Genomic DNA, 25,190 nt, shown 5'->3' on the forward strand with positions numbered 1-25,190 from the left:
GGCGGGGCCGGCGCGACGGTGCGGCGCCGGCCCCGCCCGGCCGGTCAGGCTCTGCGCCGCCGGGCGGCGGGAGCCTGGGCCGCGTGGGCGCCGGGCGAGCCGGGCGCCGGAGAACCGCAGATCACGGGCCGGGCGAGCGGTGAGCGTACCGGTATGGACATCTGCGTATCTCCGAGGTGCGGCTCGAACTGTGGTTCTTGATCGGGCGCACTCTTGCCCTCCAGCACGGGCCGGGTCAAGCCCCGTGTCCGTTGTGCTCCCCTCCGTCCGGTCTGTCGGGCGCGATCCGTCGGCCGAGGCGGTCGGGCCGGCGGCGGATCCCCGTGACCGGGACGGTGGCGGCGGCCACGAGCATCAGGGCGGCTCCGCCGAGCGCGGCGGCGGGGACGCACACGCCGCCGACCGCGAGGCTTCACCGAAGCCCGCTCCGGCCGCTACGGCGAGGTTGGACACCGCGTCGAGCGGTTCGCGGCGGCGCCGGGTCTCCCGCTCGACGGCGGCTGCCGGACGCCCACCCGCAGCGAGGAGCGTGCACGCTCACCGAGACCCCTCCGTGGGCGAGCCCCCGGCGAGCGGCAGGGCGGTCCCGGCGGGGGCGGGGGCCGGTCCCGGCAGGGCCGCGATGGAGCGGCGTCCGGTACGCGTCGCGCGCCCCGGCCAGGAGGTTGCCCGCGACGCCCGCCACGCCGTAGCCGAAGAGGAGCGTGCCGACGCACCCGGCGTCGGTGCCGGAGACGTCCCGGAGGGCCGGCCGGACGAAGGCCACAGGCCGCGTCCGTGCCTGCGCCGCCCGCTGTCACCCGGACGCGTGAGGCGGGGAGCGGGAGGCGCCCGGCCGTACGGCAAGGTGGTCGGATGCAGTTACGCCGGGCCCTGCCCCTCTCCCTCGTCGCGCTCCTGGCGAGCGCCGGCTGTGTCTCCGTCGGCCCGCAAAACCCGGTCGCGGTTCCGTCTCCCGTACGGGGGGCCGTGCCGTCGGTCGGCGCGCCCGAGCGGGCCGCGCCGCCGGGCCTGCCGCTGGGGGAACTGCCGACGGGCACCCCGCCCGAGCCGTCCCCTGACACCGACCGGCGACCGGGCGCGGACCCGGACCGGGCGTCCGTCCCGGCCCCGCCCCGTGAGCGGCCGCGCGCGAAGCAGGCGGCTCCGCCCCGGCGGACGCGGGTGCCCGGGGCGGCAACCGCGCACCCGCGGCGCCGGCCGGCGCCGCCGCCCCGCATGGACGAGCTGTGCGCGGCCGCAGGCGGCGTCGTACCGCCGTCCATCGTCGATCTGTGCCTGCGGCAGTACGACCGCTGACCGGCCGGCTTCAGCCGGTGTGGACTCGGGGGCGGCGGCCGCAGGCGCGGACACAGCGGCGGGCCGTGTCGCGACGGGCGGTGCGCAGCCGGTGCAGGGTGCTGTGGCCGCGCCGCTTCCACTCCCCCCGCGGCAGGGCGGCCCGCTGGCCGCCGCCCGCGATGAGGGCGTTGACCGGGGTCATCGGGTCGGCGGCCATCGCCTTGGCGAACAGGACGCCGACCACGAGCGGGACCAGGGCCACGGCCAGGGCCGAGCCGGCGGTGGTCACATGCTGCATGCGCGGGCGGACGGTCGCGTTGCGCGGGGCGTCGTTGTTCATGGCCCTATTCGACCAGCGGCGGCGCCGCGGGGAATCGGGGCGGATACTCAGGCCGTCGGGCGTGAGGTACTCAGACGGGCGGGTGGTGGGGTGGTGACGGATCCGGGGCGGGGCTTCGAACCGGCGACCGGGGATGGTGCGGCCGCGCCGCCCGGGCGTCGGGAGGCGGAGCTGCGCACGGCCTACGAGGGGCTGCTGCAGATCCGACGCCTGGTCAACGGCCCTGCGGGCGCGGGGGTTCCCGCGCCGTGGGAGGTACGGCAGGCGCCGCGCGCGGTGGCCCTGGCCCTGGAGGCGGCGGGGATCACGCCGTCGGCGCTGGACGCGGAGGGGCGGCGTACGCGGACGGGTTACCGCGTGGCCGCCGGGTCCGGGCCGGGACGGGTGGAGGTGACGTGGGCCGGCCCGCCGGGCGGTGGCGCGGCCGAGGAGGAGCGGGAGCGCCTGACGGCCTGCGCGGCCGTGCTGGAGGAGTTGGGCTGGGTGTGTCTGCTGTACCGGGGACCTCGTCGGCGGCGCTTCCTGGAGGTGGAACCCCCGCTCTGACCGCCCGACCAGGCCGGTCGGAGGCGCTGAGACCGTCAGACCAGTCGGGGTGCCCGCTCGGAACCGTCAGAGCCGACGGACCGGCTGCGGCCGTCAGGCCGGTGGAGGCCGCTGGGGCGGTCGCAGCCGGTCGGACCAGTCGGAGCGGCCGTGGCCGTCGGACCGGTCGGCGAGGCCGCTGGGGCGGTCGGGCCGGTCGGAGGCGCTGGGCCGTCGGACCGGTCGGGCCGGTCGGAGGCGCTGGGCCGTCGGACCGGTCGGGGCTGGTCGAGGCGCCCGGTCGGAGTGGACGGGCCGGCCGAGGGCGTCGAGGCGGTGCGGGGCCGGCGGGGCGTAATCCGGTGGCCGGGGAGCCGTACACGCGGCGAGACTTGCCCGATGGGCATGCTCGACACGCAGGCGGACCGCGTAGGCCGCGGCGAGACCGTGGAATTCAGGCCGACCGGAGGGTCGATGGCGCCGCTGGTGCACAGCCGGCAGAAGGTGCGGGTCGCCCCGGCGGATCCGGGCCTGGTCGAGGTCGGCGACATCGTCCTGGCCCGCGTGGCGGGCACCGTGTACCTGCACCTCGTGTCGGCGGTGGACGCGCCGCGCCGGCGCGTGCAGATCAGCAACAACCACGGCCACGTCAACGGCTGGACCGGGCATGACCGGGTCCTGGGGATCTGCCTGGCCGTGGACGGCGTGCCCCGGCCGGGGGCGGCCGCGAAGGTGCGCAGGCTCCCGGTCCGGCCGGTCGCCCTCGCCACCGCCCGCCTGGAACTCCTCCCGCTCCGGCCTGAGCACGCCGACGAGATGAGCCTCGTCCTCTCCGATCCGGCCCTGCACTCCTTCACCGGCGGCGCACCCCTGACGCGGGACGCACTGCGCGCCCGCTACGAGCGACTGACGGCGGGCTCGCCGGACCCGGCGGTCGTCTGGGCCAACTGGGTGCTGCGGCTGCGCGGGACGGGGCGGCTGGTGGGCACGGTCCAGGCAACCGTCACTCCGGCGCAGGGCCTCGCCGAGCTCGCCTGGGTCATCGGTGTCCCCTGGCAGGGCGAGGGCTTCGCCTCGGAGGCGGCCCGCGCTCTCGCGGCCTGGCTGGAGCAGCTCCCCGTCGACCGTCTCGTCGCCCACATCCATCCGGACCATGCGGCGTCGGCGGCGGTGGCGAGGGCGTGCGGTCTCCGCCCGACCGGACACCGCGTGGACGGCGAAGTGCGCTGGCAGTCCTCCGGCGCCCGGCCGGGAGCTCCCGCGTAGCGGTCGGCGAGGGCGGGCACGGCGCGAGCGCGGGCGGGCCGAGCGCCTCGGCCTCCTTGCCGCCTCGGCCTCGACGGCACGGCTGATCCGGACGCAGCCGTCCGCGTCGGGGGGCCGGCGTCGGCGGGCGCCCGGGTGCCCGCCGCCACATGGGCCGCTTCGTGCTGTTCGTGGTGGTGCCCGGCTCCGGCACCGTGGACCTCGTGGACCTCGTGGGCCTCGCGGGCTCCGGCGGCTTCGCCCACCGCCACGGCGACACCTGCGTGGCGTACTCCTTCGCCTACGCCCTTGCCTGCACCGCGCCCGGACGTGCCGGGGGGCGCGGACCGGTGCGGTCCGCGCCCCCCGGCGTCGGTCGGCCTCAGGTCACGGCGCGCCGAAGGTGAGCGTCAGCTGCGGCGTGCCCTCGTTGGCCTGGGCCTCGGAGGACCACAGCCACAGGGCGTCCGTGCCGGAGCTGCTCAGCGCCAGGCCGAGGCTGCCGCCGAGCGCCCCCGCGACGGATCCCGTCGTCAGCGCGGCGGTGTGCACCGCCGAGCCGTCCGGGATCCCCGGGTAGGCGCCGAGGGCCGGACCACCCAGGGCGGGGCGGTTGTTGTACGTCGTCCCGCCCTCGCTCCACGCTCCGGTGACCGGGACGACCGAGACGGTGTCCGTCGTGCCGGCGCCGCTCATCGTGCTGGTCTTCACGCTGAGCACGGCCGACTTCAGCACCGTCCCCGCGGGCGCGGCCGGCAGGTCGAAGCGCAGGTAGCTCGCGTAGAAGGAGGTGCCGCGCACCGCGAGCGAGGAGGAGGTGCCGTAGTTCGTCGCGGGGGCGCCGGCGTTGGCGTAGGTGTCCTCCGCGGCGGTGACCTGGACCACCGAGTCGGCCGGGGCGGTGGCCAGTGCGTAGTGGTCCTGCACCTGCGCCGCGCTCAGAACGGTCGGGTAGACGGCGCTCTCGTCGAGCTGTCCCGCCCAGAACTCGCTCGTCGGGCGGTTGGGCCAGCCGCCGAGGCTGTCGCCGCCCGCGTGCCAGTAGCCGGTGTAGTTCTCGTGCGCGGTGACGGCCAGGGTGCCCCGCTGGACGCCGTCCACGTAGAGGGTCATACCGCCGGGGCCCTGGGTCGCGACGACATGGTGCCACTGGTTGTCGTTGTACGCGCCGGCGGTGGTGATGGTGCGGGTCGCGCCGGTGTAGACGCCGAAGACCAACCGGCCGTCATTGGTCATGTAGATGTGTTTGTCGTACTGATTGCTGCCGCGGTCCTGGTTGCTTCCGAAGCCGAAGAGCTTGCCACCGCGCGTGGTGTTCGTCCTGAACCAGGTTTCGATGGTGTAGGTGCTGCCCACCGTCTGCCGCTTGTCCGCGTAGATCCGGGTGTCGGTGCCGTTGAAGCCGATGGCCGTGCTCGCGCCGGAGACCGCGCCCGGCGTCTGCCGCAGGGCCGGGGCGTTCAGGTGGACGCCGTTGTGGTTGCCGCCGGCCGAGGAGTCGGCGGCGTAGGGCAGGACCGCGTCGTCGTAGCGCCAGTACAGCTGGGCCCCGTCGGCGCGCACCCGGCTCGGGTAGCCGTCGGTCTTCGTCGGGACGGTCACGCTCGCGGTGGCGGACAGGGCACTGGTGTTGCCGGCCGCGTCGGAGGCCGTCACCCGGTAGGTGTACGACTGGCCCGCCGCGACGGTGGTGTCGGTCCACGAGGCCTGCGGCCGCTTGAAGAAGAGCGAGTCCGCGGTGACCGCGGCGATCGGCGTGGCCGAGCCGTTGCGGTAGATCCGGTAGGTCAGCGCACTGTCGTCGAGGTCGAGGCTGGTGCGCCAGCGCACCTGGACCTCGCCCGGCGTGAAGCTCGCCGCGCTCGCCACGGGCACGGTGGGCGCGCCGGTGTCCCCGGTGGAGGCGAACCGCGTCAGGCTCTGCTGCGCCGAGCCGTTGACGGTGGTGAACTCACCGCCGACCCACATGTACTGCACGCCGTTCTTCGATCCGACCGCCATCACCCGCGGACCGATGCCCTCGCCGATCCCGTCATTGGTGTCGGGGGACCAGCCCAGCTTGCCGACGGCGCCGGTGGGCTGGGCGAGCAGGTGGTGGCGCCGGCCGTCGGGGAACTCCCCCACGAGGGAGCAGTCGTGCGCGTGCGAGGCGCTGTAGAGGACGTTCTGGTGGGGCAGCACGGCCTGGGTGGCGCCCAGGCAGGTGTCGCGCCAGCGCTGGCCGAAGCCCGGCAGGTCGAGCGCGATCCGGCCGTCGAAGACGCCGCCGCCCGTGCCCTCGTTGGCGGTGTAGAAGCCGGTCGCGTCGGTCGCGATGTCCTTGACGACGGAGTTGGTGTCGATGAAGCCGGGGTACGCCTTGGTGAGCGCGCCGCTCGTCGCGTCGACGACGGCCAGCGCATGGGTGTTCGCACCGTTGACGGTGAAGAAGTCCCCGCCGAGGACCACATGCCGGCCGTCCGGTGTGACCTCGACGGCGCGGCCGGGCTCGTCGGCGTCGGCGGTGAAGGGCTTGAGGGCTCCGTCGGCGGCACCGACGGCGGCGAAGCGCTGACGGGGCTGGCCCGCGACGGTGAGGAAGTCGCCGCCCGCGTAGACCGTGTCGCCGGTGACGGCGAGAGCGCGGACGGTCGCCGCGAACGCCGGGCGGAAGCCGGTCTTCACCGTGCAGCTCGCCACGTCGATCGCGGCGAGGCTGGAGACGGCGGTGCCGTTCACCGCGCCGAAGTACCCGCCGGCGTAGAGGGTCGTCTTGTCCGGGGAGAGGGCGAGCGCCCGGACCGTCGCGGTGCCGGAGGCCACGGTGAAGGACAGGGTGCAGGAGGTGGGCGCGCCCGTCGCGGCGTCCAGCGCCACGAAGTTCACGGCGTCCCGTTCGCTGCCGGCCCCGCCCTCGGGCGGGCGGACGGTGGAGAAGGTGCCGCCGGCGAACACCTGCCCGCCGGCCTCGGCGAGGGCCCATACGACGCCGTTGGGCTGCCAGGTGGACAGCGCGTCGGCGGTGAAGGCGACGGGCGGCGTGATCGCGGCCGCCTGCGGGGCGGCGGCAAGGCCCACCAGCCCTGCTCCGGTTGCGGTCAGGGACAGGGACAGGGCGAGAGAAAGCGCCCGCCCACGGGATCTGCGCATGAACCCCCCAGTTGAGTGTGCGGTGCGGCCGGACGGCGCCACTGGTGAGGCATGGCCGGAAACCGCCGAACAGGTGTCCGCGACGATGCTTACGGGCGCACCTTAGATCGGTTCGGCGCTCCGTTCACCCCACTTGGCGCATTTCGGCAACGAGATCGCGCCAGAACCGGGCAGGCGACCGCCCCTCCCGTATCATCCGCTCATCCGCGCGGCTTGGCGCGGACGTGCATGCGCTCGCCCTGGCGTCCGAACAGGCTGAGGATCTCGACGGGCCGCCCCTCGTCGGCGCTGGTGAACCAGTGCGGCAGCCGGGTGTCGAACTCGGCCGCCTCGCCGGGCCCGAGGACCAGGTCGTGGTCGGCGAGGACGAGGCGCAGCCGGCCGTCCAGGACGTACAGCCACTCGTAGCCCTCGTGCGTCCGCGGATCGGGGTCGGTGCCGCGGTAGGGGATGAGCATCTTGAACGCCTGGAGCGGGCCGGGACCGCGGGTGAGGGGGACGACCGTGCCGCCGCCCGGCATGGTCCGGGGCGTCAGCCGCACCCGCGGGTCGCCGACCTCGGGGGCACCGACGAGCTCGTCGAGGGGGACGCGGTAGGCGGAGGCGAGCGGCAGCAGCAGTTCCAGGCTGGGCCGGCGTCCGCCGGACTCCAGCCTGGACAGGGTGCTCTTGGAGATGCCGGTCGCCTCGGAGAGCGCGGCGAGGGTGAGGCCGCTCCTGGCGCGCAGCCGCCGCAGGCGGGGGGCGACCTCGTCGAGTACCGCTTGGTGGTTCGGCGGTGTGTCCATACCCGCCATTGCACTCCGCCGTCCCGCAATCGGCAACTTGCTTTGCCAGAGTGGCACCGCGGGCAGGACGCTGCCCGCCGTGACCGCAGCGGCGGTCCCCGCGTCCGCCGCCCTCCGGGCCACCCGTCGGCTTCCGGGACCCCGTCGGTCCGGCGCCGCCCGCGGGCGGGTGCTCAGCTGCCCTCGGGGCCCGGCAGGGGGCGGCACAGCATTGCGGCCGGGGACGGGCGCGACGCGACCCGGGTCGTGAAGGCGATGCCCGCCGCGTACTCCGTGGGCAGGCATTGGCCCTTGTAGTGGCCGAGGGCGTAGTCGCCGCCGGGCCCGCCGGGCGGGCGGTTGTCGCCCCGGTCGAACCAGAGGGTGCGGCCGCCGGCCGGCAGGGCGGTGCGGGCCGGGGCGCACAGCGCGGCCGAGACCCGCTCGCCGCGCAGGCTGTAGCCGAGGAGGAACTGGCCTGCCGGGCACTGGAACTTGGTGTATCCGCCGGCCCAGTCGCCGCCGGCCGGGACGTACCGCTCGTCGCGGACCACGGTGTGCCCGCCGGTCGGAGCGCGCAGGCCGGAGGTGGTGCACAGGCCGCGGCCGCCGGTGTGGGCGAGGCCGGTGAGGCGGGAGCCGTCGGGGCAGACCGCCTTGCGGGCCCCGCCGTCCCAGTCCCCGCCGGCCCGGGTGAGCAGTGAGGCGTTGTGGTCGCGGTGGTCGGTGGTCAGCTGGTACCAGGCGGTGGTGGCGGGGACGGGCCCGGTGCGGCCGGGGGCGGCGAGGAGCCCGGACCAGCGGGTGGTGCGCCAGTCACCCGCGTCCAGGACACCGGAGCGGCGGCCGGACGCGTCGTAGCGGAGCAGCGCCCAGGTGTCCCCGCCGGGGGCGCCCTGCGCGTCGGTGCTCCAGCCGACCAGCGGCCAGTACGCGAAGTCGGCGTCGCTGCCCGCCAGTCGTCCGGTGAGACGGTCGAACCAGGTGCGCGGGGCGGCGCCGTTCTCGTCGGCCCCGATGCCGAACTCGCTGATCCAGACAGGGGCGGTGAAGTGCGCGCCGGTCTCCGTGGAGACGAAGAAGGCCTGGTCGTAGAGGGTCTGTTCGAGCTGGGCCGCGGTCATGTCCTGATAGCGCAGGTCGCTGGTCTCGCCGATGCCGGTGGCTCCGCTGTGATGGGGGCCGGTGTACCCGTAGAAGTGGGCGGAGTAGACCAGCTTGTTCGAGACGACCAGGGTGTGCGACAGGGTCCGGGCGGGGGTGAGGGTGGGGCGGCCGTGCGGGAAGCCGTCGACGGGAAGGCCGAACCAGTTGATGCCCTCGACCACGATGAGCAGGTTCGGATTGGCCTCGGTGAGGATGCGGTCGGCGGCCTCCTGGGCCGCGGCGTGCCAGTCGTGGTTGTCACCGAGGCCCCAGTTGGGGTCGTTCCAGACGTCCCGTCGGACCTCGTTGTAGAGGTCGGCTCCGACCACGCGGGGATTGTCGCGGTAGCGGCGGGCGAGGAAGACCCAGTCGTCCGCCCACTGGGCCGTGGAACGTCCGCTGTTCCAGCGTTCGTTGCCGTCGAGGCCGCAGCACCAACGGGTGGTGACGGTGTGGTTGTTGAGGATGACGGCGAAACCGCCGTCGGTGAGGGCGGCGACGACGGCGTCGAAGACCTGGAGAGGGGTGCGTCCGCGCAGGGCCGGGTTGGCGGCGACGGCCGCGTCCGGGACCGGGGCGGTGGTGCGCAGCATCTCGTTGGAGAAGGGCAGCCGGATGCTGTTGAGGCCCAGGGCGCGGAAGTCGGCGAGGAGGGCGGGCAGTGGGACCCGGTCCAGGCCCAGGGGGATGGCGTGGGCGTTCTGGCCGCTGTGGTGCGTGGCGGGGTCGTTGCGGTCGCCCGAGCCGTTCCAGGAGCCCTGGGCTCCGTCCCAGTTGCCCGAGCGCAGGCGGAACCGGTCGCCCTGCGCGTCGACGATGTACCGGCCGCGTGTGGAGAGCGGCGGCGTCCAGGCCTCGGCGGCGCCGGCGGTCGCGACAGCCTCGGCGGCGCCGGCAGTCGCGACGGCTTGGGCGGCCGGAGGCGCCTCGGCGGTCGCGACGGCCTGGGCGGCCTGGGCGGGCACGGCGCCTGCCGTCAGCAGGAGGGCGCACAGGGCGGCGCGTAACAGGCTCTTCATCTCGCTCCTACCGGGTCCGGCCGCCCGGCCGGGCGGTTGCCGCGGGTCAAGTTACCGGCGGGTCGCTCTCGGCGGAAGTCGAACGCCCGCACCCTTTCGGCGGTTGCTCCACGGCTGTTGCGGCCCGGGCCAAAACCGCCGGATCCGGCCGCCGAGCCCGCTCACGCAGGGTCACCCTGCGGAAACGGCCCCGCATGGCGCCGCGCCCCTCTACCGTGCCCTGAGGGAACGGGGGCTCGGCAGCGGAGGGCGGGGCGGATGAACGAGGAAGAGGACATGCGGTTGGCGGGGATGACGCCCGAGATCTCCCGGCGCACCCTCGTCATGCTGCGCGGCCTCGCCGGTCTGGAGCCGCCGGAGCAGGTCCCGGAGGAGGCCATGGTAGTGGCCGACGCCGTCCTGGCCGAGTACGGCACCGACGGGCTGCGGGTCCTGGTGATGACGCTGGCGGCCTGGGCCACGGCCCAGATCGAGAACGTCGCCGAGCTCAGCGGGCGCAGCCACGAAGCGGTGCTGGACGCGATGGAGCTGGCGTGCATGGAGGCGAACGCGGAGGAGTAGTGGTCCGTCTCCCGGCGGTGCCGATTCCCGGCGGGGAAGAAAGGGGCCTCGCGGCCCGGTCCCGTTCGGGCCGCTTCGGCGACACTGGGAGCAGCAGGAGCGTCGCGGGGGGTCCGATCGGAGGCCGTCGTGAGCACACCTTCCCCCATCCGAATCGCCGCCGTGCTGTCCACGGAGCACCGTGGACGGCTGATGGCGCAGGCCCGTGAGGTCAATTTCCCGGAGAACGCGCGGATCTTCGACGAAGGCCACCGGGCGGATTCCTTCTGGATCGTGCGCTCCGGCACGGTGACCCTGGAGGTGCCGGTGGCCGGCCGCCGGCCCGCGCAGGTGGAGAACCTCGGCCCCGGCGAGCTGGTCGGCTGGTCGTGGCTGTTCCCTCCGTACGTCTGGCAGCTCGGCGCGGAGGCGATGACGCCGGTGCGCGCGTACGAGTTCGACGCGGCGGCCGTACGGATGCTGATGGACGCCGATCCCGCCTTCGGTTCCGCGATCGGACACTGGGTCGGGCGCGTGCTCGCGATGCGGCTCCAGCAGACCCGCACCCGTCTGCTGGATCTCTACGCCCCGCGCCTGGGCGCGGCCGGCTAGAAGAGCCGCAGCCGGTGGCGGGAGCCGGCTCGGTCCCGCCGGCCGACACGTCGACGGCGTGTGGCGGCGCAGGCACAGGGCGCGGCCGGGGCGCCCCCTGAGACCGCCGCGACGGCCGCGCAGGCGCCCCTCAGCGCGCCCTGGATCCGGCCAGGTTCCAGGCGGGGATGAGGGGCGACGGCGGCGCCGGCGCGGACGACCGTAAGGGACTCCCCCGCCACCAGCCGCCGCACCTGCCAGCCGGTGGCACCGGCCGGCCGCAGGAGGACGACTTCCCGGGCCCGGTCGGAGGTGGCCGCCGCGAGGGTGTCGGCGAGGGCGGCGTCGGTGGAGAGCAGGGCGCTGCCGAGGGCCGGCAGGAAGCCGGTCCGCGTGGTGCGCCGTTGCGCCGGTGCGCGGCGAACTGTCGGCGACCCACTGGTTCTTGGTCAGGAGACTGCCCCCGGCCCCCCGGCCTGTCGGGCGGTGTCGGCCAGCCGGCGGCCGTCACGGCGTCGGTGCCTCTGTTTCCCGGCGCAGCAGGCCCGGGGGGCTCCGGGGGTGTTCCGGGGGTGGGGCAGGCCCTGCCCCGCGGCTGCGCACAGGCACCGTTGCGGGGGGATGACGAGGGCCCCGGGCAGTGTTTCGGAGACGTCTCCCGGTCGGTGTTCGGCCGAATCCCGGTCCCGCTCCCGTACAGGTCAACCCTTCGCCACGGCTGCGGTCTGCTGTCATTCGTACACGATCGGTGACGAAAAATGGGGGTGCGAACGGGCGTTCGCGGCCCGCGTCGGCAAGACTGCGTCCGCTATCCGAAACACCAACCCAAGGGAGTGTTCGAAATGCGGTCCATCGCAAGGGGTCTCGGGCTCGGTTCCGCCGCCATGGCGCTCACCGCGCTCACCGCACTGGCCTGGCCCGGCGCGGCCGGCGCCGCGCCGACCGGTGAGCAGAGTCTGTACGCGCCGTCCGCGCTGGTGCTCAGCGTGACGGCCGGCCCGGACGCCGACACCGGCACGGTGCTGCGGGCAGTGACGCTCGTCTGCGCGCCCGGGCCCGGCGGGACCCACCCGAACCCGGTGGCCGCGTGCCGCGAGTTACGTGCCGCCGGCTCACAGCTGGACCCGCTCGCGGCGCCGGCCGCCGACGCCGTCTGTACCAGGGAGTGGGACCCGGTGACCGTGACGGCCGACGGGGTCTGGCAGGGCCGTCGGCTCAACTACACGTACACGTTCGCCAATCCGTGCGGGCTGCGGAACACCGCGGGCGCCCTCTTCAACTTCTGATCCCGCGTCACGACCGGCCGGGCGGCGCCGTGCGACCGCCGCCCGGCCCCCGGGGCAAGCCGCAGCCCCGAGGCAAGCCGCAGGCAGCTCAACCCAGTTCGAGGCTGGTGACGCCGAACAGTTCGGCCATGGCGAGGTCCGGGACCGGGCCGGTGTACATCCGGGCCGCCTCGAAGGTCGGGACCAGCCCGAGGCCCTTGAACAGGGCGGTCGCCTCCGGGTTCGCGTCCGGGGCGTCCACGGCCACCAGCCCGCCGGGGGCGTGCTGCGCGAGCCGCTCCAGCAGGGCCGCCGCCACGGAGGGGGTGGCGGCGTACAGGGGGCCGATCCGGTGGGCGGCGCTGCACGGCCGGATCACGCCCAGGCCCTCGATCCGGCCGGCGCGGACGGCCGCCAGCGCGGTCCGGCCGGGCAGCCCGGTCCAGGCGGACAGGAACGCGTCCCGCGGCGCGGGGAAGAACCGCCGGTCGTAGGCCGCGAGCAGGCCGAAGGGCAGCGTGGCGGCGTCGACGATCTCGACCCCGGCGCCGCCGCCGTCCGCACCGCCGGCACCCTGGGGCACCCCCTCGAAGCGGATGTTGTTCCAGGCCGAACGGAAGCCGGACTTACGGTAGTTGTCCTGCTGCTCGACGACCCCGTCCAGGCCGACGAGCCGGCCGTCGAGGCGTTCCATCCCGGCGCGCCAGAGGCGGATCCCGTAGCCGCGGCCCCGGAAGCCGGGGCGGGCGATGTAGAAGCCGATGAAGCCGAAGCCGGCTCCGTAGCGGACGGCGGAGATGCAGGCCACCGGTTCCCCGTCGAGCCGGCCTACGAGGAAGCCCTCGGGGTCGGCCACGGCGAAGGCGAAGCGGTCCGAGTCCCCCGGGTTCCATCCCTCCTCCTCGGCCCAGCCGCGGATCATTTCCATGTCGGCGGCGCTCGCCCCGGTGATCTCGAATCCCGTCATAGCCGTGTTGTACCAGATACGGACGGTGGGCACAGGGGCGCCTGACCGGCCGCCAGCATGCGGACGAAGGCGTCGAGATCGGCCCCCCGGTGGAGGTCGCTGACCTGTCCGTCCCCCACTTCGACGACGCGCCAGACACCGTCCGCGCGCAGGGCCAGGTCGGTGGTCACGAAGGGGCAGCCGAGCGCTTCGACGGCCGCGCGGACGGGCCCGAGGTCGGGTGTCACGACCTCGGCGACCGGGCTGTCGGGGTGGGCGGTCACCATCCGGGGCGCCCCGTCGCGCCACCAGACCCGCACCTCCGCGGCGGCGGCCGTGCCCGCCTGTGTCGGCGGCGCGACGAAGTCCTCGAAGGCCCGCAGGACCACACCGCCCGCCAGGAACTCCTCCTGGAGTTCGACGAACCGGCCGACCACCCGGTTCAAGGCGGCCGCGTCGCCGAGATCGGGCACGTGACAGGCCTCGTCCCACTCGTGCTTGCGGGACTTCACGTAGTCCTTGACCACACCGGCACCGGGCGGCAGGTCCGCGACGGCGGCCGCCAGCCGCTGCGGGTCCGGTGTCCGCCCCGGCGCCGTCGGCAGCCAGGCACTGACCGGGGTGAGGCCGGCGAAGGTCCCGTACCAGCCGGGGAGTTCGTGTGCCCGGCGGTACTGCTCCGCGGTGACGACGAGTCGGCCGCCGCGGCGGCGCAAGGCGGAGTCCAGTGCGGCATACCGCTCCGCCGGGAGCATCCAGCCCCGGTACCAGGCGGCTCCGGCACCGTCGGGCACCCGGGCGATCGCCCGCTCGGTGTCCCCGGCGAGGAGCGCGTCGTGGTCGACGAGCAGGGTCCGGCCCCCGGCCGCGCGCAACTGCCGGGCCTCCGCCGCGAAGTGGCCGTCGACGCGGCGCTCGTTCAGCGGGTCGCGGCAGTACAGGACGGTGGCGTCCGCGTCCCCGGTCGCCGTCGTGGGGATGGGCTTGGGCATGGACCCAGCCTACGGGCCGGTCAGCCCGCGCAGATCACGTCGTCGATGCGGATCGGCCTGGAGTCGAGGCGCACGTACGCGGTGAAGGTGTCGGTCTTGTCCGAGCCCCAGTGGGTGGTGACGGTGGCCCAGCCGACCCCGGCCGCCTGGGCGACGGTGACCGGGCCGATGCCGATGTCCTGCGGCTCGTTCTGCGCGCAGAGCAGGACGTCCGATTCCGTGTTCACCTGCTGTCTTTCCTGGAGCACCTGCGAGACGTGGTGGCGGCGGTCGTGGTCGGACGGGCCGTGGTCCCCGTAGAAGCGGACGAGGAAGCGCCCGATCTGATCCGCGGTGTGCCCCTCCGGCACGGCCGCGGGAACGGCGGCGGCAGGGGCGGCAGGGGCGGGGGCGGGTACAGCGGGGGCGGCGACGGCGGACGGCACGACCGGCAGCGCCGACAGGGCCAGCAGCAGGGCACCAAGGCGGTGGGGCTTCAGCATCATGTGCGGTTTGTACCCGCCCGGCCGGTCGACCGGGAGGGCGCGGCGCGGATCTCACTCCTGTGGAGGGCGGGATTCACCGCAGAAACGCCCCTGCCTCCCCCGTGCGGTCGGTGCGCGGTAATGGGGTCGCGGGCGTGCGGCGGTCGTACGTAGGGTCGGGCGCATGGGAAAGCCGCTCGTCGCAGTGTTCAGTGGGGCCGGGATGTCCACGGACTCCGGAATTCCGGACTATCGGGGGCCGCAGGGCCTGTGGCGTCGTGAGCCCGACGCCGAGAAGCTCGTGACCTACGAGTACTACATGGCCGATCCGGAGATCCGGCGGCGCTCCTGGCTGATGCGGGCCGAGATCGGCGCGCTCCGGCCGCGGCCGAACGCCGCGCACGTGGCCGTGGCCGACCTGGAACGCGGCGGCACCCCGGTGCGGGTCATCACCCAGAACGTCGACGGGCTGCACCAGCTCGCCGGAATGCCCGAGCGGAAGGTGTTCGAACTGCACGGCACCGCCCGGTCGGTGGTCTGCACGGCGTGTCACGCCCGGTCGGAGATGGACGAGGCGCTGGCCCGAGTGGCCGCCGGCGAACCCGATCCCGCCTGCCTGGCGTGCGGCGGGATCCTCAAGGCGGCCACCGTGATGTTCGGCGAGCGGCTCGACCCGGTGGTGCTGGGGCAGGCGATGGCCGTGGCCAAGGGCTGTCAGGTCTTCGTCGCGGTCGGGTCGACGCTGCAGGTGCAGCCGGCCGCCTCGCTGGCCGGCCTGGCCGCGGAGGCCGGTGCCCGGCTGATCATCGTGAACGCGGAGGAGACCCCGTACGACTCCCTCGCCGACGAGGTCGTCCGCGAACCGATCGGAACCGCCCTCCCCGCCCTCCTGACCCGCATCGCCGCCGACCGGCCCTGACGGATCACCCGCCCGGCATGGCTGTCGGCCACTGACGGTGGGAGGGGGAACACGGGCCGACCTCACCCCCGCAGTCCCTTCGGCACGGGCCATGAGTACGGCGTGCGGCCCCCGCGGATTCCCGGGACCTTCACCCGGCCGCCCGGGTCCGGCACGGTGCGGCTGGGACCCCGGTCATGCCCGGCGCCGGTCGGTCTAGCCTGCGTCGGCCGCCCGGCGCATCTGCGCGACGTCCAGCTTCTTCATCTTCATCATCGCGGCCATGGCCCGGGCGGCCCGCTTCGGGTCCGGGTCGCTGACCAGGTCGACGGCGCCCGGCGGGATGACCTGCCAGGACACCCCGAACCTGTCCTTGACCCAGCCGCAGGCGGACTCCTGGCCGCCGTCCCTGGTCAGGGCGTCGTAGTAGTAGTCCGCCTCGGACTCGTCGGCGCAGTCGATCTGGAAGGAGACCGCCTCGGTGAAGTGGAACTGCGGACCGCCGTTGAGGCCGACGAACCTCTGCCCGTTGATCTCAAACTCGACGGTCATCACCGAACCCTCCACCTCGGGGTTCGCCTCCGTGTAGCGCGCGATCCGGCCCAGCCTGCCGTCCTTGAACACGGACAGGTAGTAGTCGGCCGCCGCTTCCGCATCGCCGTCGAACCACAGACACGTGGTGAATCCGTTGCCGCTCATCTCTGCCTCCAGGCCGGTGCGTGGACGGTGGATACCGCTCCGCACATACAGACCGGCCCCGGGCCCGAAAATCATCGGTGGGCCCGGGGCCGGTCTTGATTCGGCCAGGAATTCGACCGTACGGCCTACTTCGCGGGCTCCGCGCCCATGGCGAGCATCCGGTCGACGACGCGCTCGGCGGCGTCGCCGTGGTCCAGGTCGCAGAACTCCTCGCGGAACGCCGCACGCGCCCCGGCGTACTCGGCTCCGATCGCGTCCGCGTTCCGCACGGCCTCGATCAGGCTCGCCGAGTCGGCCAGCAGCGGTCCGGGCGCCTTCTCCTCCAGGTCGAAGTTGAAGCCGCGCAGCGTGTCGCGGTAGTGCGCCAGGTCGTACGTGAAGAGCAGGATCGGCCGGTCGGTGAGCGCGAAGTCGAAGATCGCGGAGGAGTAGTCCGAGATCAGCACGTCCGCGACCAACAGCAGGTCGGCGGCGTCGGGCCAGCGGGAGACGTCGACGACGAAACCGTCACGGACGCCCTCGCGGACCTGCTCGGTGACGTGGTGGTGGCCGCGGATCAGCAGGACGTGGTCCTCGCCCAGCTCCCGGCGGGCCTGCTCCAGGTCGATCCGCTGGTCGAGCTTGTAACCACCGGTCCAGCCCTCGCAGTTCTCGCGCCAGGTGGGCATGTAGAGGACGACCTTCTTGCCCTCGGGCAGGCCGAGCCGGCGCTTGACCTCCGCGATCCGCTGCGCGTCGGGCCGCACCAGCGCGTCGGTGCGCGGGCTGCCGGCCTCGATGACCTCGCCGTCATAGCCGAGGGCGCGCTTGAGCAGCGGCGTCGCGTACGAACTCGGCGAGGCGAGCAGCGACCACTGGGCGCTGTCGTGGGCGAGGCCTTCCAGGATCTCCGGGCTCGTGTAGTAGTCGTGCACGAAGTCGTGGCCGATCTGCTTGATCGGCGTGCCGTGCCAGGTCTGGACGACGACCTGGCCGGGGCGGCGCTGGAACAGGGCCGGCACGCTGTCGTTGGTCACGAAGTAGCGGGCGCGGGCCATGACCTCCCAGGACTCCACGCTGCCGTACTGCACGGCGCGGGCGGTCGCGGGGACCTCGGCGCGGCCGTCCTTGACCAGCCAGATGTGCTCGAGCTTCTCGCCGCGGCGCAGCAGTTCCTCGTGGATGGCGCGGGGCGCGTCGCCGGCGCCGTGGCCCTGGAAGGTGTCGTAGACGACGATGTCCTTGACCGGCAGGGCCCGCTGGGCCGGGTAGGTCTCGAAGCGGGCGACGCGCTGGGCGTAGCGGGAGCGGTCGTGCGGGCTCAGCAGCGGGTCGGCGACGAGCGCCATGCGGTCGTGGAAGCGGGTCTCGATGCGCATCCGGCGCCCCTGTGCGGTGACGGGGTGCGGGCCGGAGAAGAGGAGTCCCGGGGACATCTGGACCGGGGCGCCCCGGTCGACGCCGAGCAGGCCGGCGGTGGTCCCGCCCTGGGCGGCCGGGCGCAGCGTGGGCCACCAGCGGCCTTCGGGGAGCGTGGTGCGGCCGGCGAAGGGCTCGGGGAGCACGGGCCGGAAGGTGGCCTCGAAGGCTTCGCCGTCACGGGTGACGGGGTAGCTGAACTCCATGCCGTGCGCGTTGTGCAGGACGAGCTCGTAGGGCTCGTCGGTGGGCGCGACGAACCGGCCCCGCAGGGTCAGGGTGCCGTCCTCGGCCCCGACCTCGTCGACGAGCGGCGGGGAGGGCTGCACGGACAGGGTGAGGTGGCCGGTGTTGCCGCGCTTGACGAACAGGGCGCGGCCCGCGGTCTCGCCGGGCAGGGGCAGGACGAGGCCGTTGAAGCCGCCGCGCTCGTCGTGGGCCAGGCGGTGCTCGGTGCCGTCGGCACCGATCACGGAGAGGCTCCACGGCTCGGGGGCCCATTCGCCGGGCTCGCACGCGGCGTCCGGTACGGCGGCCAGGTCGGCCAGGGTGACCCGGGCGGTGAAGGGGGTGCGGCCGGCGATGGCGGCGCCCGTCTCCAGCGGGAAGTCGAGGGTGGTGCCGGTGGTGACGTGGACGGCCTTGAGGCGGGCGGCGTCGACCCCGGCGGAGAGCTCGCCGATGATCTCGACGGCGTCGTCACCGGCGGGCCGGGCGTCCAGCCCGCGGGCACGGGCGATCTCGACCTGGATGGTGAGGGCGCCGGAGACGGACGGGACGATCCGGACGTCGGGGGCCACCCAGTGCGGGGGCGGGTTCTGGCCGGTGTCGTGCTCGCCGCCGCGGAGCCGGGCGCGGTGCAGGCCGCCGGCGCCGGTGACGGCGATCGAGGTGGTCCATATCCCTTCGTTCCACTTGCCGCCCGACTGGAAGATCGAGGGGTCGACGACGGCGGTGAAGCCGGCCCAGTCGGCGTGCCGCAGCGCGAGGTGGGGGGACTTCACGGTGGCCATCGGGGAGGCGACCGTGCGGGTGCTGACGACGGAGCGGCGGCGCTTGCCGCCCTCGCGGAAGATCAGCATCTTGCGGGAGCCGAGGCGGCTCTCCGCACCGAGGTGGCCGGGCAGGGCGTAGCCGCGCAGCAGCAGCTTGCCGTCGGACCAGGTCGCCTGCTCCAGGCGGCTGACGACGCGGCGCTCGCGCGTGCCGAGGGTGAGGATCTTGGCGGGGACCGGCGGGCGGCCCTGCAGGAAGGGGTAGTCGGCCTGCGGGCGGGCGAGGCCCTTGACCGGGACGCTGTAGTGGTAGTCGCGCTGGTGGTTCAGGAGCGCGATGAAGTCCTCGACGCGGCCCTCGCCGGCGAGGTACGCCTTGAGGCGGTCCGCGACGGTCAGGTTGGGCCAGGGGCCGGTGCCGATCTCGCGGACGAGGCCGCCGACCTCCTTGACGAACGCGGCGCGGAAGTCGGGGCCGCCCTCGGCGACGTACTTGTAGATGAGCGGGAGTTCCTCGCTCAGCACGTTGTAGTCGTAGTCGCGCAGGTAGCGCCCGTACGTGGCGCCCTGCTTGGCCTTGAGGGACTCGCGGACCAGGCGGACGGACTTCACGCGGTCGATGAGGGAGACCGGGTCGGTGGAGCGCTGGGTGATGGAGCGCTCGCCGGTCTCGCGGACGCGCCAGTGGTAGACGCAGTCGCTGAGGATGTCGACGCTGGAGGCGAAGTAGTGCGCGGGGATGCTCACCGGGGCGTCCTCGTAGAGGATGCCCTCCGGGTACTGGAAGCCATGCTCGTCCCAGAAGGTGCGCCGGTAGACCTTGTTCCACGCGGTGCGGTCGGTGACCAGCGCCGGGAACTTGGAGATGTGGGTCTTCAGCTGCGTCTTGGCGAAGGCGGCCCGGTGGCCCCACGACTGGTTCATGCCGACCGAGCGGAAGCGCTTGACGTTGCCGCCGGCGAAGTCCGAGCCCGTCTCGTCGAGGGCGTCGATCAGGCGCTGGTAGGCGTAGTCCGGCATCGTGTCGTCGCTGTCGACGAAGGCCAGGTACTCGCTGTCCGGGTGGATGTGGCGGGCGCCGGCGTTGCGGGCTGCGCCGAGGCCGGCGTTCTCCTGCATGACGACCCGGAAGCGCTTGTCACGCGCCGCGAAGGCCTTGGCTATGACGGCGCTGCTGTCCGTGGAGCCGTCGTCCACGAGGATGGCCTCGAAGTCGCCGAACGTCTGAGCGGCGATGGATTCCAGGCACTCGTCGAGGTAGAGCTCGACGTTGTAGACGGGGACGACGATGCTCAGGCGCGGGGGCATGGGTGGCGACTTCTCCAGCGTTTTTTGCTTTTTCGATGATCAGCTCACAGCATCTTACTCTGTAACAGAGCTATAAACTCCACCCATATGGGGTATAGGGCGCTGATCGCCGGGGCGGACGGCAAAGAATTCAGCCGTCCGCCACTTGGACGCTGCGGTGGGACGCGGCCCGTCCCGGTCGATGACCCGTTCAGATCTCCAGTTCTGCTTCGATCTTCTTCAGCTGATGGCGTGCCATGGCGAGGTTGGCCCGCTTCTTGTCAAGGGCCAGGTAGAGGAAGAAGCCCACGGAGGTCCGCCCCTTCATGAGCCGGATCAGGTGGTACTGACTACCAAGGGTGATGAGGATGTCCTCGATCTCGTCCTTCAGGCCGAGGAGCTCCATCGTGCGGACCTTGGCGCGCACCACGTCCGTGTTGCCGGCCGCGGCGACCGCGAGGTCGAGGTCCTTGCCGCCGCCGATGGTGCCGAGGGCCATGCCGCTGCCGTAGTCCACCAGGGCCGCGCCGATCGCGCCCTCGATGAGGGTGGTGGCTTCCTTGAGCGCGGTTTCCACGTTGACCATGAGAGTGCCTCTTTCTGTAGGGCCGTAGCTGTCTGCTGTTGCGGTGTGACTATCTGTAGTTGTCCTGAATCCGGCGGGCCCACCGTGCGGAGGGCCGGGGTGCGGGTCAGGCGGGCCCGGCGCCGGAGCCCCGGCGCGCGAGCACGTGTTCGATGAGTTCGGCGATGCGCACGCTGGAGCGCCGGGCCTCCAGATGGAGGCGCCCGACGTTGACGCGCGGCTCGGCGGTCAGGGTGAGAACGGCCGCCGGGCCCGCGGCGTAGGTGGCCACGTATCCGTCGGCTCCGCGCACGAGCAGTTCGCGGAACGCGCCCTGGCCGGTGCTGTCACTGAGCCGCTGGGCCACGCCGAGGGCGGCCGCGGTCAGGGCGGCGACGGCCTCCGCCTCGGCGGCGGCGCTGTCCTGGGCGAGGACGAAGCCGTCGGCGCTCGCGGCGAGGGCGCCGGTGAGCTGGGGTACGCGGGCCCGCAGCCTGCGGAGCTCGGCGAGTATCTCGGCCTCCGCCTCGGGGGGCACCGTACTCATGTCGGCCTTTCTCCTTTCGGGCTGCCTACGCTCGGAGCGGTCGGCGCGCAGGGCCGGTCGCAGCGGGAGCCTCACAGGCTTGCCTCCAGTGCGTCGCGTAACCGGCGGAGCAGCGCCACGTCCGGGGATTGGGCCTGGGTCATCCAGTCGGGCAGGGGTACCTCGACCGGCGGGGGGGCCGGGCTGTGCGGCGTCTCGACCAGCCCGGCGGCCGCGAGGCGGCGGACGTCGAGCAGGGTGTGGAAGGCGGGTCGGCCCAGCACCCAGGCCAGGTCGGCCGGGGTGCGTATGCCGTCGGCCTGCTCCAGCAGGATCCGCTGCCGGGCCGTGACGGTCTGGCCCGGGGCGGCCGCCCGGGGCACCACGGGGGCGGTGTCGAGCAGCGGATACGGCCAGACCGCGTCGAGCAGTTCGCGGCGGCGCCGGGTCTCCCGTTCGACGGCGGCTGCCGCCACGGAGCGGACGGAGCCGATCCAGTGGGTGGCTCCGCGGCGGAACCGGGAGGGGCCGCTGCCCGGGGAGAGGGCGAAGAAGGCGGCGTCGAAGATGGCGGCGAGGTGGCAGATCTCGAGCTCCCCGCCGGCGAGGCCGCCGCTGTCCACGAGGAAGCGGGCGACCTGGCGGCGGGCCCCGGCCCGGTCCACCGCCTCGCGCCACCGCTCGGGGGCGAGGCCGCCGCCGGTGGTGAGCAGGACGTCGAGGCCGGGGGTGGCGGGGCTCTCCGCGTGGACTATTCGGCCGTCCTCCAGGAAGAGGGTGCCGCGGTCGCGGAGCAGGGCGCCGGTGGCCCGCTCCGCTGCGAGCCGGGTGAGGAGGGGGGAGACGGCCGCGAAGGCGTTCGGGGCCGTTGCCGGGGTGGTCATCGGAGCACCAGCCCTTCGGCCAGGGCCCTGAGTCTGATGCGCGCGAAGGCGAGGTTGCCCTCGGCCCGGTCGAGCCAGACGTGGAGGAAGACGCTGCTGTCGAAGCTCGTCTCGACGAAGCGCAGGACGTGGTAGCCGCTGCGGGTCGTGACGATGAGGTCCTCCACGGGCGGGCCGGCGGGGCCCACCACGTCACCGAGGGCCGGACCCGCCTCCGCGCGGGCGAAGGACTCGTACTCCGCGGCGGCACGGGCCAGCTCGGCGGTCTCGGCGGCGGTGGTCTCGTGGTCCCCCACGGGTGATTCCCCGATGGTCCCGAGAGCCAGCCCGCTGCTCCAGTCGACCAGCGCGGCCCCCCGTGCGCCAGGCAGGGCCATGGCTTCGAGCAGGCATTCGTCGATCCCGGGCACGCGGGCTCCCCTCCCGGCCGGACGTGCGGTGTGCACGGTTGTGCGGCGCGACAGGAGGGAACTTACTCAAGTTCCGGAGTGCGAAAAGGCGTTCTGGCATTTTCCGCTGGAACATGCCATTCAGGGTGTAAGAGCTTGGCCGGAACGCGTCGGAATCTGATCACGAAGCCAGCGGAAGATCGTCCGCGAGACGGAACGAGCCGCCCTCGCGCTCGACATAGCCCTCATGGCTCAGGGTACGGAGCAGGTGGTAGACGGTCGGCAGCGGGATCCCGGTGACCCGTGCGAGCCGTTTGGCCGTCGCTCCGCCCTCCGCGTGCATCGCCTCCACGAGCCGCAGCGCCCGCTGCACGGAACCGATCAGGGTGGGTGTGCTGTCCTTCTGGATGCGGTCGGTTCCCATGAATGGTCCCCCTGCTCCGGTACGACGCCTGGCAGACCCATCAAAGTGCCTCACCGCCCCCAAAACCAGCGGACTCGCGTAAACCCGAGCATAAGATCACCGGACCCGGGGCCGCCCAAGGGCTGTCCCGTCATCCCCGGTGGATCGGCGCACGGCGTCAGATGCGGTGCACCGCAAGGCGGAGGGGCGTCCCTAGCGTGTGCGGGTGACGTAGGCCGGCAGCGGGGTGTCCGCGATCAGGTGGCGCGGCAGGGCCAGCCCGAAGCGGTCCTCCAGGACGGCGAGGGTGCGTCGCTCGCGGTCCCCGTCCACCTCGCCGTCCGGGCCGTCGTCCGCGCCGTCCGGGCCGAGCACACCCGCCGCGACCAGCTCCGGGAGCAGGAAGTCCGGCCGGTGGCCGCCCCGCCAGCATTCCTCGCCCAGTCCGAAGCAGCACACCAGCTCGCCGTCCCGGGCGTACGCGAACTGCTTGGGCGGGTGGTCGGGCTGCGGGTCGAGGTGGACGGCCTCCACGCCGGCCCGGGAGACCTCGGCGAGGCGTTCGGCCCCGGCCGGCAGGCCGTGCTCGACGGCGAAGGACCAGCCGCCCCAGCTGCCGACCCGGGCCACGCCGTCGCCGTCCGCGGTCTCGGCGACCATGCTCCAGGCAGCCGGCGCCCCGAGCGGCCCGGGACGGACGCCCGGGACCGCGCCGAGCCGCGCGGCCAGCTCCTCGGGGCCTATGCCCCGGGCGAAGGTGAGGCCGGCGAACCACTCGCCCCAGTCCGCCAGCCACTGGATACCGCAGGTCCTGCTTCCGGTGATGTCGGCCATCCTGCACTCCCCACGGTCTTTCCCGCGACGCCGGCGCTTCCCCCACCGGCACGATAGTCAGTCTGCGGACTTCTGTGGGAGGAGCCGCCCATCCGCCCCTATCCCCCGCCTCCCGCACCCTCGGCCGCCTTCGCTGCCTTCGCCGACTCCAGCAGGTACGGCACGTCGATGACCGCGACGCCCGGTGTGAACAGCAGCCGCGCCTTGAGCCGCAGGGCGTTCTGGTTGTGCAGGGGCTGCTCCCACCAGTGGCCGACGACGAACTCGGGGATCACCACGGACAGCATGTCCGTGGCCGGTTCGGCCGCCAGTTCCTCGACGTGCGCCAGGATGGGGCCCACCACCTCGCGGTAGGGCGAGTGGAGGATCTTCAGCGGGAGCCCGAGGTCGTGCTCCTCCCATGCCTCGCGCAAGGGGGCCGCCTCCGCCTCGTCGGCGGCGACCGTCACCGCCGTCAGGGTGTCGGGCCGCAGCGCCTGCGCGTAGCCGATGGCCTTGAGCGTGGGGGCGTGCACGGCGGCGACCAGGACGACCACGTGGTGGCGGGCCGGCCTGCGCGGCCTGGTGTCCGGGGTGACGCCGACCTGCCGGGCGACCTGGTCGTAGTGGCGGCGCACGCCCTTCATGCCGAGGAAGAGCAGGGGCATGGCGATGACGACCAGCCAGGCCCCGTGTGTGAACTTGGTGGCCAGGACGATGACGAGGACCAGGGCGGTCAGGGTGGCGCCGACCGCGTTGATGGCGAGCCTGCGGTGGATGTGGACCCGCTCCTCGCGCGCGGTGGCGGGTGAGGCGAGCGCTTTCCTCCAGTGCCGGACCATGCCCGACTGGGAGAGGGTGAAGGAGACGAACACGCCGATGATGTAGAGCTGGATGAGGCGGGTCAGCTCGGCGTCGAAGGCCACGATGAGGGCGACGGCGGCGAGGGCGAGGAGCACGACGCCGTTGGAGTAGACGAGCCGGTCGCCGCGGTTGGCGAGCTGGCGGGGCGCGTAGCGGTCCCGGGCGAGGATCGAGGCGAGCATCGGGAAGCCGTTGAAGGCGGTGTTCGCGGCGAGGATCAGCACTCCGGCGGTGACGGCCTGGAGCAGGTAGAAGAGGAAGTGCCAGCTGCCGAAGGTGGCCCGGCCGATCTGGGCCAGGGCGGTGGAGGTCGCGGTCCCCGGGGGCAGGCCCAGTTCGGTGGGGTCGGCCGCGACGTGCACCTCGTAGGCCATGGCGAGGGCGGTGATGCCCGCGAACATCGTCACCGACAGGAAGCCCATCGCGGCGAGGGTGGTCGCCGCGTTCTTCGCCTTGGGCTTGCGGAAGGCGGGGACGCCGTTGCTGATGGCCTCGACGCCCGTGAGCGCGGTGCAGCCGGAGGCGAAGGCGCGCATCGCGAGGAACACGAGGGCCAGTCCGGTGTAGGTGCCCTCCGCGATGATCGGCAGGTCGGCGGATTCCGCGCGGATGGTCTGGCCGGTGCCGAGCCGCACGGCGGCGACGGCGAACATGAGGTAGACGACGAGGACGAAGCCGTAGGTGGGGATGGCGAAGACCCGGCCCGACTCCCTTACTCCGCGCAGGTTCATCAGGGTCAGCAGCACCACGAAGGCGACCGACAGGACCACTTCGTGGTCGCTCAGGGCGGGGACGGCCGAGGTGATGGCGGAGACCCCCGAGACGACGGAGACCGCGACGGTCAGCACGTAGTCCACGAGGAGGGCGCTGGCGGCGGTGAGCGCGGCGGTCGGCCCGAGGTTCTCGGAGCTGACGACGTACGCGCCGCCTCCGCCGGGGTAGGCGTGGCAGGTCTGGCGGTAGGAGGCGACGACGACGACGAGCAGGAAGACGATGGCGGCGGCCGCGTACCAGGCGAGGTGCAGCAGGGCGACCCCGCCGAGGGCCAGGATCAGCAGGATCTCCTCGGTGGCGTAGGCCACGGAGGAGAGAGGGTCGCTGCAGAAGATCGGCAGGGCGAGCCGTTTGGGAAGCAGGGTCTCGCCGAGCCGCGCGGTGTCGAGGGGTTCACCGACCAGCACGCGCTTCGCATGGATACGCCTCATTCGGGCATGATCGT

24 protein-coding genes are annotated in these 25,190 nt (G+C 73.6%); 8 read left to right on the forward strand and 16 right to left on the reverse strand.

The window, feature by feature from the left end; genetic code table 11:
• Positions 1–855 precede the first annotated feature (855 nt).
• On the forward strand, positions 856–1,299 hold the full coding sequence (locus AVW11_RS27780) for a flagellar biosynthesis protein FlhF (RefSeq protein WP_076046364.1): 444 nt from the start codon (positions 856–858) through the stop codon (positions 1,297–1,299).
• A gap of 10 nt (positions 1,300–1,309) precedes the next feature.
• On the opposite strand, the gene AVW11_RS27785 is transcribed toward AVW11_RS27780, so the two are convergent.
• The gene (locus tag AVW11_RS27785; protein ID WP_060179741.1) at positions 1,310–1,621 is read right to left on the reverse strand and encodes a hypothetical protein; all 312 of its coding nucleotides are present in this window, start codon (positions 1,619–1,621) and stop codon (positions 1,310–1,312) included.
• 90 nt (positions 1,622–1,711) lie between these two features.
• On the opposite strand from AVW11_RS27785, the gene AVW11_RS27790 reads away from it, so the two are divergent.
• The 3 genes from AVW11_RS27790 (at position 1,712) to AVW11_RS27800 (ending at position 3,798) form a co-directional block, all read left to right on the forward strand.
• Positions 1,712–2,167, forward strand: a complete 456-nt coding sequence (locus AVW11_RS27790) for a hypothetical protein (RefSeq protein ID WP_076046365.1) — start codon at positions 1,712–1,714, stop codon at positions 2,165–2,167.
• A 378-nt stretch (positions 2,168–2,545) separates the two neighbouring features.
• Positions 2,546–3,412 (forward strand): GNAT family N-acetyltransferase, encoded by an 867-nt coding sequence (locus AVW11_RS39135; protein ID WP_079250816.1) that lies wholly within the window; start codon positions 2,546–2,548, stop codon positions 3,410–3,412.
• A gap of 149 nt (positions 3,413–3,561) precedes the next feature.
• Positions 3,562–3,798, forward strand: coding sequence for a hypothetical protein (locus AVW11_RS27800; RefSeq protein WP_076046366.1), 237 nt, complete (start codon positions 3,562–3,564; stop codon positions 3,796–3,798).
• On the opposite strand, the gene AVW11_RS27805 is transcribed toward AVW11_RS27800, so the two are convergent.
• The 3 genes from AVW11_RS27805 to AVW11_RS27815 form a co-directional block, all read right to left on the reverse strand.
• A complete protein-coding gene (locus AVW11_RS27805) occupies positions 3,779–6,520 on the reverse strand; it encodes a DNRLRE domain-containing protein (protein ID WP_079250817.1) in 2,742 nt (913 codons plus the stop codon). The genes AVW11_RS27800 and AVW11_RS27805 overlap by 20 nt on opposite strands.
• A 200-nt stretch (positions 6,521–6,720) precedes the next feature.
• On the reverse strand, positions 6,721–7,308 hold the full coding sequence (locus AVW11_RS27810) for a helix-turn-helix domain-containing protein (protein ID WP_107423343.1): 588 nt from the start codon (positions 7,306–7,308) through the stop codon (positions 6,721–6,723).
• A 173-nt stretch (positions 7,309–7,481) separates the two neighbouring features.
• Positions 7,482–9,452 carry a glycoside hydrolase family 5 protein gene (locus AVW11_RS27815; RefSeq protein ID WP_076046368.1) on the reverse strand — a complete coding sequence of 657 codons (1,971 nt, stop codon included), beginning with the start codon at positions 9,450–9,452 and terminating at the stop codon, positions 7,482–7,484.
• A 258-nt stretch (positions 9,453–9,710) separates the two neighbouring features.
• Between AVW11_RS27815 and AVW11_RS27820 the strand changes: the two genes are divergently transcribed.
• From AVW11_RS27820 to AVW11_RS27830, 3 genes are all read left to right on the forward strand, one after another.
• The gene (locus AVW11_RS27820; RefSeq protein ID WP_060179744.1) at positions 9,711–10,013 is read left to right on the forward strand and encodes a hypothetical protein; all 303 of its coding nucleotides are present in this window, start codon (positions 9,711–9,713) and stop codon (positions 10,011–10,013) included.
• 129 nt (positions 10,014–10,142) lie between these two features.
• Positions 10,143–10,604, forward strand: coding sequence for a Crp/Fnr family transcriptional regulator (locus AVW11_RS27825; RefSeq protein WP_030848602.1), 462 nt, complete (start codon positions 10,143–10,145; stop codon positions 10,602–10,604).
• An 821-nt stretch (positions 10,605–11,425) separates the two neighbouring features.
• Positions 11,426–11,869 (forward strand): subtilase-type protease inhibitor, encoded by a 444-nt coding sequence (locus tag AVW11_RS27830; RefSeq protein WP_060179745.1) that lies wholly within the window; start codon positions 11,426–11,428, stop codon positions 11,867–11,869.
• An 88-nt stretch (positions 11,870–11,957) separates the two neighbouring features.
• Here AVW11_RS27830 and AVW11_RS27835 read toward each other — a convergent pair whose 3' ends face one another.
• From AVW11_RS27835 to AVW11_RS27845, 3 genes are read right to left on the reverse strand one after another with little or no spacing between them, the layout of a single operon-like run.
• On the reverse strand, positions 11,958–12,815 hold the full coding sequence (locus AVW11_RS27835) for a GNAT family N-acetyltransferase (protein ID WP_060179746.1): 858 nt from the start codon (positions 12,813–12,815) through the stop codon (positions 11,958–11,960).
• The gene (locus AVW11_RS27840) at positions 12,812–13,786 is read right to left on the reverse strand and encodes an ATP-grasp domain-containing protein (protein WP_076046369.1); all 975 of its coding nucleotides are present in this window, start codon (positions 13,784–13,786) and stop codon (positions 12,812–12,814) included. The genes AVW11_RS27835 and AVW11_RS27840 overlap by 4 nt, the downstream gene beginning before the upstream one ends.
• A 20-nt stretch (positions 13,787–13,806) precedes the next feature.
• Positions 13,807–14,271 carry a hypothetical protein gene (locus AVW11_RS27845; protein WP_240528281.1) on the reverse strand — a complete coding sequence of 155 codons (465 nt, stop codon included), beginning with the start codon at positions 14,269–14,271 and terminating at the stop codon, positions 13,807–13,809.
• A 163-nt stretch (positions 14,272–14,434) separates the two neighbouring features.
• Here AVW11_RS27845 and AVW11_RS27850 point away from each other — a divergent pair, with 163 nt between their 5' ends.
• Entirely contained in the window at positions 14,435–15,169 is a 735-nt protein-coding gene (locus tag AVW11_RS27850) for an SIR2 family NAD-dependent protein deacylase (RefSeq protein WP_060179748.1), read from the forward strand.
• 195 nt (positions 15,170–15,364) lie between these two features.
• On the opposite strand, the gene AVW11_RS27855 is transcribed toward AVW11_RS27850, so the two are convergent.
• The 9 genes from AVW11_RS27855 to AVW11_RS27895 all read right to left on the reverse strand — a co-directional run bounded on the left by AVW11_RS27855 (position 15,365) and on the right by AVW11_RS27895 (position 25,176).
• Positions 15,365–15,847 carry a VOC family protein gene (locus tag AVW11_RS27855; protein WP_030848620.1) on the reverse strand — a complete coding sequence of 161 codons (483 nt, stop codon included), beginning with the start codon at positions 15,845–15,847 and terminating at the stop codon, positions 15,365–15,367.
• 125 nt (positions 15,848–15,972) lie between these two features.
• Positions 15,973–19,548: a bifunctional glycosyltransferase/CDP-glycerol:glycerophosphate glycerophosphotransferase gene (locus tag AVW11_RS27860; protein WP_076046370.1), complete on the reverse strand. Its 3,576-nt coding sequence runs from the start codon at positions 19,546–19,548 to the stop codon at positions 15,973–15,975.
• 190 nt (positions 19,549–19,738) lie between these two features.
• A complete protein-coding gene (locus AVW11_RS27865; protein WP_030848627.1) occupies positions 19,739–20,113 on the reverse strand; it encodes a hypothetical protein in 375 nt (124 codons plus the stop codon).
• A gap of 106 nt (positions 20,114–20,219) precedes the next feature.
• Positions 20,220–20,639 (reverse strand): roadblock/LC7 domain-containing protein, encoded by a 420-nt coding sequence (locus AVW11_RS27870; RefSeq protein ID WP_030848630.1) that lies wholly within the window; start codon positions 20,637–20,639, stop codon positions 20,220–20,222.
• Between the two features lie 71 nt (positions 20,640–20,710).
• A complete protein-coding gene (locus tag AVW11_RS27875; protein ID WP_030848633.1) occupies positions 20,711–21,502 on the reverse strand; it encodes a hypothetical protein in 792 nt (263 codons plus the stop codon).
• A complete protein-coding gene (locus AVW11_RS27880) occupies positions 21,499–21,912 on the reverse strand; it encodes a hypothetical protein (protein WP_060179750.1) in 414 nt (137 codons plus the stop codon). Before AVW11_RS27880 ends, AVW11_RS27875 begins: the two co-directional genes overlap by 4 nt.
• 160 nt (positions 21,913–22,072) lie before the next feature.
• Positions 22,073–22,315 (reverse strand): helix-turn-helix domain-containing protein, encoded by a 243-nt coding sequence (locus AVW11_RS27885; protein ID WP_030818314.1) that lies wholly within the window; start codon positions 22,313–22,315, stop codon positions 22,073–22,075.
• A gap of 192 nt (positions 22,316–22,507) precedes the next feature.
• The gene (locus tag AVW11_RS27890) at positions 22,508–23,128 is read right to left on the reverse strand and encodes a DUF6461 domain-containing protein (RefSeq protein WP_076046371.1); all 621 of its coding nucleotides are present in this window, start codon (positions 23,126–23,128) and stop codon (positions 22,508–22,510) included.
• Between the two features lie 98 nt (positions 23,129–23,226).
• Positions 23,227–25,176, reverse strand: coding sequence for an APC family permease (locus AVW11_RS27895; protein ID WP_076046372.1), 1,950 nt, complete (start codon positions 25,174–25,176; stop codon positions 23,227–23,229).
• Positions 25,177–25,190: the final 14 nt, after the last annotated feature.

The organism is Streptomyces amritsarensis, assembly GCF_001953875.1.
Lineage (GTDB): Bacteria > Actinomycetota > Actinomycetes > Streptomycetales > Streptomycetaceae > Streptomyces > Streptomyces amritsarensis.